12 protein-coding genes and 3 pseudogenes are annotated in these 15,219 nt (G+C 62.9%); 5 read left to right on the top strand and 10 right to left on the bottom strand.

Annotated features, from left to right (window positions below):
* Positions 1 to 262 precede the first annotated feature (262 nt).
* Together PYH37_RS29545 and PYH37_RS29540 are read right to left on the bottom strand one after the other, a co-directional pair.
* A pseudogene (locus PYH37_RS29545) lies at positions 263 to 632 on the bottom strand (helix-turn-helix domain-containing protein).
* 362 nt (positions 633 to 994) lie between these two features.
* Positions 995 to 1,921 (bottom strand): LysR family transcriptional regulator, encoded by a 927-nt coding sequence (locus PYH37_RS29540; RefSeq protein ID WP_280736405.1) that lies wholly within the window; start codon positions 1,919 to 1,921, stop codon positions 995 to 997.
* Positions 1,922 to 2,185: 264 nt separating this feature from the next.
* On the opposite strand from PYH37_RS29540, the gene PYH37_RS29535 reads away from it, so the two are divergent.
* From PYH37_RS29535 to PYH37_RS29515, 5 genes are read left to right on the top strand one after another with little or no spacing between them, the layout of a single operon-like run.
* Positions 2,186 to 2,776 (top strand): NodA family N-acyltransferase, encoded by a 591-nt coding sequence (locus tag PYH37_RS29535; RefSeq protein ID WP_280736406.1) that lies wholly within the window; start codon positions 2,186 to 2,188, stop codon positions 2,774 to 2,776.
* Positions 2,773 to 3,423, top strand: coding sequence for a chitooligosaccharide deacetylase NodB (gene nodB, locus PYH37_RS29530; RefSeq protein WP_280736407.1), 651 nt, complete (start codon positions 2,773 to 2,775; stop codon positions 3,421 to 3,423). Before PYH37_RS29535 ends, nodB begins: the two co-directional genes overlap by 4 nt.
* Before the next feature lie 12 nt (positions 3,424 to 3,435).
* Positions 3,436 to 4,716 carry a chitooligosaccharide synthase NodC gene (nodC, locus tag PYH37_RS29525; RefSeq protein WP_280736409.1) on the top strand — a complete coding sequence of 427 codons (1,281 nt, stop codon included), beginning with the start codon at positions 3,436 to 3,438 and terminating at the stop codon, positions 4,714 to 4,716.
* 7 nt (positions 4,717 to 4,723) lie between these two features.
* Positions 4,724 to 5,791, top strand: coding sequence for a nodulation factor ABC transporter ATP-binding protein NodI (nodI, locus tag PYH37_RS29520; protein WP_425336185.1), 1,068 nt, complete (start codon positions 4,724 to 4,726; stop codon positions 5,789 to 5,791).
* Between the two features lie 3 nt (positions 5,792 to 5,794).
* On the top strand, positions 5,795 to 6,583 hold the full coding sequence (locus tag PYH37_RS29515; protein ID WP_280736411.1) for an ABC transporter permease: 789 nt from the start codon (positions 5,795 to 5,797) through the stop codon (positions 6,581 to 6,583).
* 427 nt (positions 6,584 to 7,010) lie between these two features.
* Here the strand turns inward: PYH37_RS29515 and PYH37_RS29510 are convergent, their stop codons facing one another.
* The 8 genes and pseudogenes from PYH37_RS29510 to PYH37_RS29475 form a co-directional block, all read right to left on the bottom strand.
* Positions 7,011 to 7,580: an NAD(P)H-dependent oxidoreductase gene (locus PYH37_RS29510; RefSeq protein ID WP_280736412.1), complete on the bottom strand. Its 570-nt coding sequence runs from the start codon at positions 7,578 to 7,580 to the stop codon at positions 7,011 to 7,013.
* 114 nt (positions 7,581 to 7,694) lie between these two features.
* A pseudogene (locus PYH37_RS29505) lies at positions 7,695 to 8,005 on the bottom strand (IS30 family transposase); the annotation flags it as partial.
* Position 8,006: 1 nt separating this feature from the next.
* Positions 8,007 to 8,813: pseudogene (locus tag PYH37_RS29500) on the bottom strand (IS5 family transposase); the annotation flags it as partial.
* A gap of 97 nt (positions 8,814 to 8,910) precedes the next feature.
* Entirely contained in the window at positions 8,911 to 9,960 is a 1,050-nt protein-coding gene (gene fni, locus PYH37_RS29495; RefSeq protein ID WP_280736413.1) for a type 2 isopentenyl-diphosphate Delta-isomerase, read from the bottom strand.
* Positions 9,961 to 10,043: 83 nt separating this feature from the next.
* Positions 10,044 to 10,946, bottom strand: a complete 903-nt coding sequence (locus PYH37_RS29490; protein ID WP_280736414.1) for a terpene synthase family protein — start codon at positions 10,944 to 10,946, stop codon at positions 10,044 to 10,046.
* On the bottom strand, positions 10,943 to 12,493 hold the full coding sequence (locus PYH37_RS29485; RefSeq protein ID WP_280736415.1) for a hypothetical protein: 1,551 nt from the start codon (positions 12,491 to 12,493) through the stop codon (positions 10,943 to 10,945). Before PYH37_RS29485 ends, PYH37_RS29490 begins: the two co-directional genes overlap by 4 nt.
* 222 nt (positions 12,494 to 12,715) lie before the next feature.
* Positions 12,716 to 13,714: a polyprenyl synthetase family protein gene (locus tag PYH37_RS29480; RefSeq protein WP_280736606.1), complete on the bottom strand. Its 999-nt coding sequence runs from the start codon at positions 13,712 to 13,714 to the stop codon at positions 12,716 to 12,718.
* Positions 13,715 to 13,868: 154 nt separating this feature from the next.
* On the bottom strand, positions 13,869 to 15,212 hold the full coding sequence (locus PYH37_RS29475; protein ID WP_280736416.1) for a cytochrome P450: 1,344 nt from the start codon (positions 15,210 to 15,212) through the stop codon (positions 13,869 to 13,871).
* Positions 15,213 to 15,219 lie beyond the last annotated feature (7 nt).

The raw sequence follows: 15,219 nt of genomic DNA, 5'->3' as shown, positions 1-15,219 counted from the left end.
CAAACTGCGACTTCATGTATGGTTGATTTCTAGTGCCCGACGCCGTGCGCGGCTCATGGTTATTGAACTCGCCCATACTGGTGCGGCGCGAAGTTAACCGACAAAAGCCAATGGATTCCCTGCTGCTGCGCGAACCGTGAGGCTTTGACGGCGGGGATATGCCCCATGCCCAGCGCGATCGTTGATCGACTTCTGGCCTTCACCGACAGTGCAATTGACCAACCGCCCGACGATTGCCGCGCTCAATGTTGACCGCCGCCACTCAGGCACGCTCGGCCTTGGATAGCTGCGTGCCTAGTCTGGAGCCGCTGGTATCACCATAAGCGCTGAACGGGAGAGACTTGACGAGCATTGCGATCCGACTGCGCACTTGAAGATCGCCGACGCGGGCAAACGCCCGGACGAGTTCGACCCCTTCCCCGCTCGCCGCGACTTCCATCACTTCGGGCGGGATGTCGGCTTGGTTGTTCGGTTTTGTCAGGCGTGCCCTCAAAGAAGTATGAAGGCTGCACGTCCAAAGCCTCGGCTATCTGCTGAAAGAGGCTCGCACCGACCCGGTTCGAGCCTCTTTCGTACTTTTGTACCTGCTGAAATGTCACCCCGCTGGCCTCGCCGAGCGCCGCCTGCGACATCTGCTTTCAGACGCGCCGTTGGTGAATTTGACGGCCGACATAAATATCCACAGGGTTGGGCTTTTTGTCGGCGCTGATACTCAGGACAGTTTACCTCCTCGGTGCGCCTTCCTCTGTCGATTGCATTTCGACGAGCCGGGGTCCAGATTCGATCTACGGCAAGACCCCTAGCTTAGTTGGCTCAATTCAGGAAGTCAGCGACTCACTATGCATCTCCGTTTCGGCGATCTTGATGAGTGCCCGAGCAGCGTGCAGGGTTTCGGCATTCCCTTTCAAATGTCTGCTGTTTCACCCACTGGCACAATGCAGGTCACACGCTGGTGCAGGCTTGGGAAGCCGATGGCGCAGGCGTTTAGTAGCGTCTAAGAGTTGTCCGACTCGGATTTCATGCGGGTTCCTTCCTCTACCAGCAACTCCCGCATCCAGATGCTTGCAGGATCACTGTTGTGGAGGGCGGGCCATTGGACAGCCTCGGTGATTGGAGTAGCCGGCACCGGAAGTTCGACGATCCGCAGAGGTATCGTTTTTGCGAAATGATTGACCAGCCGCAACGGCAACACCGCTATTCGGTCGGTGCGTGAAAGCAGCTGCGGGATCAAGGTAAAGCCCGGCACGACGAGTTCGATGCGTCTCGTGAGGCCGTACTCCAGCAGCAACCAATCGTCGATGCAGGGCTTCACCGTACGCCCGAAGCTGGTTAAAACATGCCCCATCGACATATATGCTTCGGCGGAAAGCTGCCGTGACAGCTGCTTGTTCGAGGGGCAGCCGACGCACACGAGTGTGTCGTCGAATAGTTTCGCTTTGGGGTGCGCGCTCGTCATGAACACTTCCGGCAGAATTATAAAATCGACATCGCCGCGGCGGAGAAGCTCATCCGGATCGTCCTTGAAAGCCACCAACTCGAAGGTGACGGCGGGGGCTTCTCGTGCTACGCGCTGAACGACCTTCTCAAAGTACACGAGTGTCATGAAATCGGAAAGGACGATCCTGAAACGGCGTACCGATTCGGCTGGATTGAACGGATCCGAGGCAATGACGGAAAGCTGAATCTGCAGCAGGGCGTCCCGCACCGCGGGGGCGAGCGCCTCCGCACGCGGTGTTGGGATAAATTCGCGGCCCTGCATTGTAAATAGGTCGTCGCCGAAATAGGTGCGCAGCCGGGCGATAGCCGCGCTCATAGCTGGCTGACTGAGATTGATGCTGCGTGCCGCGGCCGTGAGCTTGCGTTCGGTCATCAGAGCGTCGAGCGCCACGAGGAGATTTAGATCAAGGCCTTTGAAACGCATGTCCCTAGTGTATCCGTAGCGTGGATGATTGGCATTCACACAATCAATTTTACCAATGTTGAGATCTGCTTATATAAGACCGCGAACTTAATCGCAATCAAGGCGTCGCCGCAAATTTAAGAAGTCAGGATGGTCCCTGATTTGACCCGTTCTGCTCTGGGCTCTCGTCAACCGGCGTCAAATCCGCCTGCTAGGCCTAACGTGCGCTTATCCTACCACTGCTTTGATCGTGTTTGGGTAAATACAACGAGCTGGAGTTCTTGCATGTCCGCGAATGTACAGTGGAAACTATGCTGGGAAAATGAGTTGGAACGGTCAGACCACTCGGAGCTCTCCGAGTTCTTCAAAAAAACCTATGGGCCGACGGGAGCGTTCAACGCGAAACCATTCGAGGGCGGCCGAAGTTGGGCCGGCGCGAGGCCGGAACGACGTGCAATTGGCTACGACTCCCGCGGAATAGCAAGTCACATGGGCTTGTTGCGCCGTTTCATAAAGGTTGGTGAGACTGATCTTGCCGTGGCTGAATTGGGTTTGTACGGGGTGCGACCGGATCTGGAGCGAATGGGCATCGGTCATTCGGTCAGCGCATTGTTTCCAACGCTGCAGGAGCTCGGCGTCCCCTTCGCCTTCGGTACGGTTCGGCACGCCATGCGGAGCCACGTCGAAAGATATGCTCGAACCGGTATGCTTAGCGTGTTGACTGGGGTTAGTGTCCGGTCGACCCTTCCAGATTTTCATCCCTACATGCCCCCCACCCGCACCGAGGACCTGCTCGTCTTGGTAATTCCGATCGGACGCACCATGAGCGAGTGGCCGTCCGGCACGTTGATAGAACGAAACGGACCAGAACTGTGACACAACTCGACTATATGCGCGAAGTGCCGGTTGATAGCGCCGGCGGCACCGAAGATCGCAGCGTTTACCTGACGTTTGACGATGGTCCCAATCCATTTTGTACGCCGCTGATACTGGATGTCCTGGCTGAATACCAGGTGCCGGCGACGTTCTTCGTCATCGGTGCGTATGCGAAAGAGCAGCCGGAACTCATCCGACGTATCGTCGCGGAAGGTCACGAGGTTGCTAACCACACGCTGACTCATCCGGACCTGTCAACATGCGGACCCCGAGAAGTAGAACGTGAGATAATCGAGGCAAATAAGGCCATTATCTCGGCGTGTCCCCAGGCTGCGGTCCGCCATATACGAGCGCCTTACGGGGCCTGGAGCGAGGACGTGCTTTCCACATCGGCGAGCGCCGGACTTCGGGCGATCCACTGGTCGTCAGACCCTCGAGATTGGTCTCGCCCAGGCGTCGACGCGATTGTTGAAAGAGTACTTTCCACTGCTCGACCTGGCGCAATCGTGCTTCTGCACGACGGCTGTCCTCCCGATGAGGCTGAGTTTCTCGGCCTGCGTGACCAAACTCTTTTGGCCCTTTCCCTCATCATCCCGATGCTGCATGGGCGTGGCTTTGCAATTCGTGCACTTCCCCAGCATCACTGAACAGACAGAGCCATGTATCTGCTTGACACAACCAGCACCGCCGCCATAGCGATCTATGCCCTCCTCTCGACCGCTTACAAGAGCATGCAGGTCCTTTATACTCGCCCGAGAAACGGGTCAGTAGTCTCGGCGGCACCGGTCGAGACCGGCCCCCGGCCAGCCGTGGATGTTATCGTCCCCTGCTTCAACGAGGACCCGCGCATCCTCTCGGCGTGCCTCGCGTCCATTGCAGACCAGGATTATGCTGGAGAACTGCGAGTCTATGTCGTTGATGACGGTTCTAGGAACCGCGACGCCATCGTGCGTGTACATGATGCTTATGCGCGCGATCCGAGGTTCAGCTTTATTCTGCTCCCGGAGAATGTGGGAAAACGCAAAGCGCAGATCGCCGCGATACGCCAATCATCTGGAGATTTGGTGCTAAATGTGGACTCAGACAGCACTGTCGCGTCCGACGTCGTCACCAAGCTCGCGTTGAAGATGCAAAATCCGAGGGTCGGTGCGGTCATGGGCCAGTTGATCGCCAGCAACCGGGCTGACACTTGGCTGACGCGATTGATCGACATGGAGTATTGGCTTGCCTGCAACGAAGAACGCGCGGCACAGGCACGCTTCGGTGCCGTGATGTGTTGCTGCGGCCCAAGTGCTATGTACCGGCGGTCCGCGCTCCTTTCCCTGCTAGATCAGTACGAGACGCAACTGTTTCGGGGCAGACCAAGTGACTTCGGTGAGGATCGCCATCTGACGATTCTCATGCTGAAAGCAGGCTTTCGAACGGAGTATGTTCCGGACGCCATCGTGGCAACAGTCGTTCCGGACACGCTGGGATCGTATCTGCGGCAACAACTGCGTTGGGCACGCAGCACGTTCCGGGACACGTTTCTAGCACTCCATCTACTGCCTGGCCTCGACCGCTATCTCACGTTGGACGTGATCGGGCAAAATGTTGGGCCGCTCTTACTCGCCGTGTCGGTAGTGGCGGGACTTGCGCAATTCATGCTCACAGCCACAGTGCCATGGTGGACAGTCTTGATGATTGCATCCATGACCATGATACGCTGCAGTGTTGTAGCGTTTCGTGCTCGCCAACTTAGATTTTTGGGCTTCGCACTGCACACACCCATTAACATCTTTCTCTTACTTCCCTTGAAAGCCTATGCCTTGTGTACATTGTCTAACAGCGATTGGCTGTCGCGCGGGTTCGCTCCGAATGTACCAGACAGCGTTCAGAAGCAGATCGCGGTGCAAAGCCCAGGCTTGGCGGCATCTGACTGCACATCCCGTGGCGAGTGACAGCCGGATGACCGTAAACGGGCGAGTTTTGAAAAAAGAAGCGAAAAGTCAATTGTTAGATCGTGAGTTGGGCCCAGAGGATCCGTGCCGCCTTCACCCGAGTCCGTTCGAGCGGGAGCGCCACACGGGTTTAAGCGTCAAGATTTCCACACCGGATTCCATGGCAACCGTGGCAATCGATCTTGCCGGCGTAAAAAAGTCATACGGTGACCGATCCGTTGTCGATGGGCTATCGTTCACCGTTGCGGCGGGTGAGTGCTTCGGTCTGTTAGGGCCGAACGGCGCGGGGAAAAGCACGATCACGCGCATGATCCTCGGCATGACAACGCCTGATGCGGGTGAGATCACTGTGCTCGGGGTGCCAGTGCCAGCGCGGGCTCGTCTAGCACGGATGGGTATCGGCGTAGTTCCGCAGTTCGACAACCTCGACTTGGAATTCACGGTGCGCGAGAACTTGTTGGTCTTCGGGCGCTACTTCCGGATGAGCACGCACGAGATCGAAGCGATAATCCCATCGCTCCTTGAATTTGCGCGCCTTGAGAGTAAAGCGGATGCCCGTGTCGTGGACCTATCCGGCGGCATGAAGCGGCGCCTGACACTGGCGCGTGCGCTCATCAACGACCCCCAGCTCCTGATATTGGACGAGCCGACCACTGGACTCGACCCGCACGCGCGCCACCTGATCTGGGAACGGCTGCGCTCGCTGTTGGCACGCGGCAAGACGATTCTCCTGACCACCCATATCATGGAAGAAGCCGAGCGGTTGTGCGATCGGCTGTGCGTGCTCGAAGAAGGGCGCAAGATCGCTGAAGGCCGACCTCACGTGCTGATAGACGAGCAGATCGGTTGTCAGGTGCTTGAGGTCTACGGTGGGAATCCCCATGAGTTGAGTGCGCTGGTGAGTTCATACGCGCGGCACATCGAGGTGAGCGGCGAGACCCTCTTCTGTTATGCCCCCGACCCAGAGCAGGTGCGAGTGCAGTTGGACGGGCGCGCGGGTCTGCGCATTCTACAGCGTCCGCCTAATCTTGAGGACGTCTTCTTACGGTTGACCGGGCGTGAGCTGAAGGACTGAACGATGTGGAAGCTTTATGCGGCGGCTCTGCCCGCCAACGGGTGGAACTGGGTTGCCGTATGGCGCCGCAATTATCTGGCATGGAAAAAAGTCGCGCTTGCGTCGATCCTCGGCAACCTCGCCGACCCCATGATTTACCTGTTCGGCCTCGGCACTGGCTTGGGAATGATGGTGGGGCGCGTTGATGGCGTATCGTACATTGCATTTTTGACGGCCGGAATGGTCGCGACAAGCGCGATGACCGCGTCGACCTTCGAAACGATTTACGCGACTTTCGCCCGCATGCGCGCTCAGCGCACCTGGGAAGCAATCCTTTACACACAGATCACGATCGGCGATATCGTTCTCGGTGAATTAGCGTGGGCAGCGAGCAAGGCCTCTCTGGCGGGTACCGGAATCGGTATTGTCGCCGCCATGCTGGGCTACGCGGAATGGTTGTCCGTCCTCTATGCGCTGCCGGTCATTGCCCTGACCGGCCTAGCGTTTGCGAGCCTAGCCATGCTCGTCACGGCACTTGCGCCCAGCTACGACTATTTCATATTCTATCAGACGCTCGTCATCACACCGATGCTGTTCCTGTCCGGCGCTGTCTTTCCAGTCGACCAACTGCCTGGCGCTTTTCAACAGGTAACACGATTCTTGCCGCTGGCACATTCGATCGAAATCATCCGCCCGACAATGCTCGGCCGCCCGGTAGTCGACGTCGGTCTGCATGTCGGCGCTCTTTGCATCTACGTAGTAGTACCATTTTTCTTGTCGGCTGCATTGCTCCGTCGACGCCTAATGTCTTAACCAGACATGGCGCGGTGTGGACAATACGCGTCATCAGTGGACACTTACGCTAACGTCTATTGGAGCGTGCGCGGGACTAGCCTGCCTTATCGCGGCATGGAGGAACGGCGATCGGGCATGATCGGGTCGTGCCCCTTAGGGCGCGATCGCTCCAGCGTTCGTTGCTGCAGTACCTGAGGCGATGGAAGCGGCGCCTTAATCGGGCGGCGTTGTGCACCTGGCGCTAGGCTCAGGCACTACCCAACGTCGTTACGCCACGGCCCCGAGATTGCCATTTTCGTGCCCGGTACTGCCGCACCCAATCTTCTTGGCGGCGACCGCTCGAAACACGTTAGACCGAGGCTGTTATCTGGGCGCATCGATCCTCGCGTCGCTCCTTCGGCACAGGCGCGAAGTCTCCGTGAATGTTACTAGTGTTTTCCACGCCTCAGACCGTTTTGAGGTGGCCGGAGTCGCTGTTCACCGCTCGCAACGTGTCGGCGTAATCGGCTGCTGCGGCATGAAGCTGTGGAGGTTCCAGTTTGTCCGCCTGGTAGACAACAAATGGCTTGGTCCATAGGAGCCCGCAGCGATGGGCAGTGGCCCGCAGCGGGGCAAGCAACGCGTCCATTGTGAACATGTTTCGGCCACCAGGACCGTAGGACTCTGAAACACTGCCGGTGGTAACGGCGATCAGCAGCGGCTTGCCCCGGAGTGCCCGACCCTCGTGCTCGTATGTCATGTAGAACATGCGGGTGAGAACGGCATCCTGCCATGCCTTTAGGAGCGCTGGCGTGGAATACCACTGGAAAGGAAACTGCAGCACTATACGGTCGGCTGAGAGAAGGCGCGCAGCTTCGGGCCGGCCATCCCGTGACGAATCGATACCGTTCGGATAGAGAGCCTGCATGTCGGCAATCTCCACCCCCGGCAGTCCGGCTGCCGCCGCGACAAGGGCCTTGTTGACCTTGGAACGGGGCAAATCAGGATGGAAGACGAGGATCGAGGTCTTTGTCATCGTGGTTTCCTTCGCTTGTGGCAGGAAAACGATGATCCAGGATTAGATTCTATTCCAATCGATTTAGACTCATAGTTCTATCTATTTCATGAATTTAAGAAGCCCCTACTCAAGCTACTCGTCCTCTTGTTTGACAGTCGCAATTCGGGACGGCCATCCTCGGCGATTCGCAACGAAAACTTCGAGGGGCGTTCTGAATCCGAGTCTCTTGCGTGGTCGGTCGTAGAGGCGTTGCTCGATCCATCGCAGGCGCTCTTCGGTGATGGTGCTGAAGTCGATGTGCCGTGGCAAGTATGGCGTGTCAGTCCATTTGCGTTTTCGCTGCCGCGTTGCCAAGCAGAGTATGGATCGGAAAAGTAGAGATCGGCCTGCAGGGCCGATGATCCGCAAATTCTTTGCCGTTCTGCTGTCAGCGTATGCACCTCGCGCTTGAATGAACTCGGCCGCGTCAGAGCCTTGTCCGTCCCCAGCGTCAGCACCGCCTCCGGCTCGGCCGCCGGCCGGGCATCGGCAATCATCGCCTTGGCCGCCTCGCGTTCGGCGTAGCCGTCGGCCTGCGTCACCCGCGCATTGGCGATCAGTCCATGCCGGTTGTCGCGCAGCGTGTGTCCGATGTAGCGCAGCTCGCTGGCCGTGCTGCCTTTGCGATACAGCCGCGCATCCGGATCGCTCGTGGACACGTGCGTGTGGTTGCTGCGCGATCGTCCGCGGACGTCGCTGCCGTCCTCGTCATCGCGTCCTTGCGCTTGAAACTCTTGTGCCCGGCCCAGGCCTGGATCAACGTGCCATCCACACTGAAATGTTCGCGCGACAACCAGCCCCCGTCATTGGCGATCTCCACCACTTCGTTGAACAGCGCGATCACCGCATCGTGTTCGATCAATCGCTCGAGGTTCTTATTGAACACCGTCGGCACCCACACCGCATCGTCCATCGACAGACCGATGAACCAGCGGTACAGCAGGTTCTACTGCACTGCTTCATCAAATTGCCGCTCCGAACGGACGCTGAAGAACACCTGCAACAACATGGCACGCAGCAATTTCTCCGGCGCAATGCTGGGGCGACCGCCTTTGGCACTGCAGGCGTACATGCGGAAAACGAGCCGTCTAGCCGCACCAGCGCTTCATTGACCATCAGCCGGATCGGGCGCAGTGGATGATCGGCTGGAACGAAATCCTCCAACCGCTTCATCGTGAACAGCTGCTCCATGAACACATCGCTCCCGCGCATCGAACCGCCTCGCCAAGGTGGGTCATTAGTCTATCTTTGGCGTAGGTATTTCAGCAGCCTGCTAGGCTCCCGCCGTCACGTGCGGGCGACGCCGGCATCAACCGGCGGGCAGATGCGCCGAGGGCAACAAGCGCGCCTGACGCAACGCCGCCAGATCGGCCGAGCCGGTGCAGAAGCAGGCGACGGCCAACTGGCGGATGACGATCTCGAAATGCGCGACAACCGCCTCGGTGGACACCGTCGCCGCGCGCAGCACGCCGGCCGCCTGCCCGGCGATGTCCGCGCCCAGGCGGATGGCCTTGGCCACGTCGACGCCGTCGCGGATCCCGCCCGACGCGATCAGCTTCACCGTTGGCAGCGCCCGACGTACCGCCTGCACGCTGGCCGGGGTCGGAATCCCCCAATCGGCGAACGCCATCGCCACTGCACGGTCAGCGGCATCGCGGGCGCGCTCGCCCTCCACCGCGGCCCAACTGGTGCCGCCGGCGCCGGCGACATCGATCACCGCCACGCCCGCCTCGACGAGCGCACAGGCCACCGAGGCGGACAGGCCCGACCCCACTTCCTTGGCCACGATCGGCACGCCCACGCTACGCGCGGCGCGAGCGATCTGCGCCAGGACGCCGCGCCAGTCGCGGTCGCCCTCCGGCTGTACCGCTTCCTGCACCGGATTGAGATGGACGATGAGTCCATCGGCCTCCAGCGCATCCACCGCCCGGCGCGCCAGGCCCAGGCCGTCGGCCTCGCGCAGTTGCGCGGCGCCGATATTGGCCAGCAAGGGAATGTCTGGGGCCAGGCGGCGCAGCGCGCGCGTCAGCCCCTGGGAGTTGTGGGATTGCAGGCTCACGCGCTGCGAACCGACGCACATGGCGATCCCCAAGGCTTGCGCTGCCTCGCTCAGATGCCGGTTGATAGCCTCGGCGCGTGGCATGCCGCCGGTCATGGAGCTGATCAGCAGCGGCGCGCGCATGGTCTTGCCCAGCAGCGAGGCGCGCAGGTCGATCTGCGTCAGGTCCAACTCGGGCAATGCGCAGTGTTCGAATCGGATGTACTCCCAGCCGGCGGCGACCGTGGCCGGCGCCGTTCGCCGATCAAGCACGATGTCCAGATGGTCGTCCTTGCGCCGGCTCAGGGCGGTGTCGCTCATGCTCGCTCCATCCGTCATCGGGCGACGGCGTTGCGTCGGATCGGACCGACGGCAGCGCGCGCACGTCGCCGCCTCCCGCGCGTTCAGGCCGGCGCACGCTGGCCTCCCCCCGCAGCGTCGCTGCGGTAGCGGCTGGTCGAGGTCTGGTAGTACTGCGCGCGGATGGCCGCCATGGCTTCGATCAACGGTCCCCACGGCGCGGGAAAGCGTTCTTCCGCCATCACCCGGTGCAGCATGCGCGTATGGCCGGCCAGCTCGTCGTTGAGGAACTCCACCACAGGCATAGCCGGATAGCGCTGCAGCAGCAGGATCGCCGCGTTGTCGGCCTCGCCGGCCGACCTGTCCTTGTCGCGTCCATGCAGATCGTTCTGCAGGCGCCCTATCGCGGAGATGAGCCGCAGGACCTGGCGAAACGCCGGACGCGCGCGCAAGGTCGCCATCTCCAGCCCCCACAGCAACGACAGGCAACAGAACACGTTCGCGTAGGCGATCGAATCAATACCGTTGTGCAGGTACTCGGCGTAGGACCAGCGTTCCGCCCCTGCCGCCTGCGCGTGTCCGGCGCGCAGCGCCGCGCAGTAGCGCCAGGTATCGTCGAGAAGCTGAGCATAGTCGCGACGATCGTAGGCGAGCGCGGCCAGCGAAGCGCGCAGCACAGCGCAGCCCTCGAATCCGGGGAGGGCGCACGGCACGCCCTGCCCCAGCGCCTGCTCCACCGCGGCGAGCTGCTCCGGCGCGATCAGGCCAAGGTCGTTGCAATCGTCGAGCCAGAACAGCAGCGCCAGTTCGCGATAGAACGCCACGATCAGCGTTTCGTCCTGCGGATCGCGGCCGGTGCGGGCGCTGGTGTCGCGCAGGCTCGGGTGGATGCGCTGCAGGATGTACTGGCCGCCCCTGACCGCTTCCACGGCATGCTCGTCGGCGAACCCGGTCAGGGAAAGCCCCCACTCCAGCACCTGCTGCAGCGCGCGTTCGGTCTGGATCATGGCGCCGCTCCTGTTCCCTCGGCCAGGACGCGCCGCCCCCAACGAAGCGCCAGCCACAACCCGGCGAGTTCGGCCACGCGCACGACCCGGGTGGGGCAATACAGTTCCTTGCCGATCCACAGCGGCGTCTGCGGCAATGCATGCGCCGCATGGCGGGTGGGCATCCACTCCAGCGCACGCGCCACCGCCTGCGCGATGCGCCGGCGCCCTGTCGGCTCTTCGCTCCCGTCCATCACGTGCAACGCGAACAGCGCATAGGCGGTTTCCTCGAATGTGGAGGCGCGACCGGCGCCCCAGCCGCCGTCGTCGCGCTGCGCCTGCAGCAGCGCCGCCAGCGCGCGCTCGTCGCGCCACTGGGGGTTGCCTTGCGCCAGCGCAGCGACCGCATGCGCGGTGGGATACAGCCACGAAACGTGCCATTTTTCGTTGTCCCATAAACCGTGCGGGTTGCGATTGGCCTCGACGTAGGCGCTGGTGCCGGCGGCGGGCTTTCCCAACAGTCGCAACGCATGCAGGGCATGGATGTTGGTCGACACCGAGGCATTGCGCTCGCCGGGGAAGGTGACGAACAGCTCGCCGATTTCGAAATGGCGCAACGCATCGACCGCCGGGTCGCGGCCTGCAAGGCGCAGGACGCACAAAGCAACGGCGGTGTCGTCCGCATCGGCCGCGAAGTGCAAGGCCGGGCCCAGACCGCGCACGCCCAGGCGGGCGTCGAGCTGCGCGACGATCACGCGCACCGCCTCGGCGAGCGCGGGATGCGCGAACAGCCCGGCCAGATGCAGTGTGTACAGCGACCAGCATGGCTCGAACACATTGATCGGCCAGACGTTGGGAACCACACCTTCGATGCCGCTGCACGTCGCCCGCGATGCCGCCTGCAGATACGCGTCGGCGCGCCCGACCTGCGGCGTGCTCCCCTGTGTCACGGCGTGCGCACGCCACGCGGCGGTGGCCGCCGGACTGATGCCGATGCTGCCGTCGTCATCCGGGCACGCGGTGGTCGGCGACGTCCCCCAGGCTTCCCAGGAGTGCAGCAACGGATGGCCGCTCGGCAACGTCGCCACCGCCCCCAGCTTGACCAGGCGCGCTTGCCGCAACGGCAACAGCGCCGGGTGGCGCGGAAACGCCACGCCGCCCCGCAAGGATGCGGCCTCGCCGGACAACTGCGGCAGGATCAACTCCGCGCCGATCGGAGCGTCTTCCGGCACCGTATGCGCGTAGGGATCGGGCTGGCGCTCGAGGAACCGGGTTGCAGCCTGGACTGCGTCGGCAGCGCCGGGAAGAGGATCAGCACGCTGCAATGCCAGCAACGCCGCCCACGTGGGCGCATGGCGGAACAGCGGGAAGTCCGCGCTTCCCCATCCGCCATCGGCCTGTTGCTGCGCGATGAGCCACGCGTATGCGTCCTGCCGACCGGTGACGTTGCCGTGGAACTGCAGAGCTCGCGCCGTGTCGTAGACGGAGGGACCGACGCTGCCGCCGTCGCTCATCTCGCTCAGCAGGTGGCGCAATTCGGAAAGGATCTGTTCGGACAGCGCGTTCACGCAGGATGTTCCTTCTGCAAGGGTTGACGAGAACCAGGATCGGGCAGACGCAGCGCACGTCGCCGCCGGCCCGCCGCATAGGCTTGCGCGCAGCGCGCCGCGTGCGCCGCGGCCGTGCTGGCCAACCGCTGCGATCGGCGCCGCGGACTCGGACACAGTGCAGCATGCACCGCTGCCGCCGGCCGATCGCAGGGGCACAGGGGCGACTCCATGCGGAGGCGCTCATGCGCATGGCGCGTGCTTGAACAGATACGCGTTGGCCCGCTGCAGCATCTGCGCCAACCGTTCCGCACGCGGCCCCAGCGGGGCGATGGCCTCCCCGGCGTCGCGCAACAGATCCAGCGCGAACTGGCGCGCTGCCTGCAGCCCCATGATCGACGCGCAGGTCGGCTTCTGCGCCGCCGCGTCCTTGCCGGGGGTCTTGCCAAGCGTCGCGGTATCCGCTGTCGCGTCGAGAATGTCGTCGACCACCTGCAACGCCAGGCCGAAACAGGCGCTGTAGCGATCGAGCGCACAGTACAGCGCAGCGTGCGCGGCATCCTCCGCGATGGCGCATAGCGCGCCCATGCGAACGGACGCGCGCACTAGCGCTCCGCTCTTCATCCGGTGCATCGCCACGATCCTGTCCAGCTCGACGTGCTTTCCGACCAGCGACAGATCCATGGCCTGCCCGCCTGCGGCACCCTCGGCGGACACCGCCTGCGCCAGTTCGCGCACGAGCGCGATACGGTTGTCGCCCGGCGCATCCAGGCTTGCCAGGGTCAGGAAGGCGTGCGCCTGCAGCGCATCGCCGACCAGGATCGCAGTGGCTTCGCCGAACTTGACGTGCACGGTCGGAAGGCCGCGGCGAAGCACGTCGTCGTCCATCGCGGGCAGGTCGTCGTGGACCAGGGTACAGGCGTGCATCATCTCGATGGCGGCGCCGACGTCGTCGAGCATGTGCGCCGGCGTGTCGGCCAGTGCGCCGGCAGCCAGACAGAGCAAGGCGCGGGTGCGCTTCCCGCCATGCAAGGTGGCGTAGCGCATCGCCGCCATCAGCTCGGTCTCACCGTCGTCTTCGGCGCAGAGAAGACGCGCCAGCGCCTGTTCGACCCGCTTTGCGCCGTCCTGCATCCAGATCTCTGGCAGCAGCCTGCCGGATGCGCCGTGCGCCTGCGCGCCCAATCCGCCGAGCGCGGAAACGCCAGTTCGGTCATCGTGTAGCGTGGAACCGGTCTGCATATTGTTCATGTCCTTGTACCTGAAAGGAGACGGCCACGGCGAGCGGCGAGCCGCCGCGGTGTTGCCGGCGTCGCACCGAGCGCGCGCGCCGAGTCCAGCGATGCCGCGCGCCACCGGCGCCGCTGCCTCGCCACAGGGGGCATGCGATGCCAGCTCATGAGAATCCGATGCGAATTGTCATGGACGGATGTGCGGTCGGGTAATAGCGCCGGCCTTTTTCGACGCTGCTCAGCAACCGCGGCCGCACCCCTGCCTCGTGCATGGTCAGCGCCAAGGCGATGCAGAACTGCACCAGTTCCAGCCATGCCAGGTGGTAGCCGATGCAGACGTGTGGGCCGGTACCGAACTGCAGCATGTCCACCGGCCGGGTCGGCTCCGTGCGTTGCAGCCACCGCTCCAGGCGAAACTGATCAGGTGCCTCGTGCAGCAGCGCCGAGGTCGAGAAATGCAGCAGCGGGATGCACAGATGCGTGCCCGCGGGAATGCGCCGTTGGCCGAGTTGCAAGTCCTGCAGCGCGCGACGCGGCAGGAGCGTGACCGGCGGATGCAGGCGCAGCGTCTCGCGGAACAGCGCCTCGGCGACCGGACACTGCGCCAGGTCCGCGTGCCGGGTCGGCACCGCGCCCACGCGTTGCGCCTCTTCGACCAGGGCGTCCCACAGCACAGGCTGCCGCGCCAGCTCGATCACCATCCAGGCCATCGTCGAGGCGGTGGTCTCGTGACCGCCAAGCAGCAGCAAGCGGATATTGGCGACCAGGACGTCATCGGAGAGCGCATCGTCGCTGCGATCGAAGGTGCTCACCATGTCGTTGATCAACCCGGTGCGCGCGCCATGCGCGCGCGCGTCGCGGACGAACTGGCGCAACTGCGCGTCGATCCAGTCGCGGGCGGCGCGGCCGCGCCGCAAGGGCAGTCCGGGCAGGTCGATCGGGGGCGCGACGATCAACTGCAGCAGTTGCCGGTACTTGCGATGCCATCCCGGCAGGTCCTGCGCGGGGATTCCCATGAGGCTGAAGATGAGCTTGAGCATCAGGTCGCCGGTTTCGCGCAGGATGGTTACGTCGCCGCGGTCGCGCCACGCCTGCACCCGCGCCCGGATGACCGGTGCGAACAGGTCGCCGATGCCGGCCTGGGTCAGCCCCTTGGGCAGGAACGCCGCCTTGATCGCATCGCGCGCCTGCCGGTGCGCGCCGCCGTCCTGGGCGACCAACGTTCCGCCAAGCAATTCGGGCGCGATCTCTTCGATCAGCGTCGAGGACACGTCCTTGTGCCGGAGCAGTGCGAACGCATCCGGATCCACGCAGGTCATCAGGTGTCCGGCAGGGCCGAAATCCAGCCAGAAGTGGCTGCCCAGCGTTCGTTCCGCGCGCCGCAGCAGGCGCGGCAGGTCGCAGACGATGGCGGGAAAATGCCCGACCAGGGGGAAAGCGCCGGGCACGACTGGGATGTCGTGCCGCAGCCGGTGCCGACGGTTCAGCGGGTTGAGCAGCATGTCCATCAGCTCC

Origin of the sequence: Sinorhizobium numidicum (genome assembly GCF_029892045.1) — a bacterium.
Lineage (GTDB): Bacteria > Pseudomonadota > Alphaproteobacteria > Rhizobiales > Rhizobiaceae > Sinorhizobium > Sinorhizobium numidicum.
The sequence above is the reverse complement of the archived record's forward strand: the minus strand, read 5'-3'. Positions and strand labels throughout refer to the sequence as shown.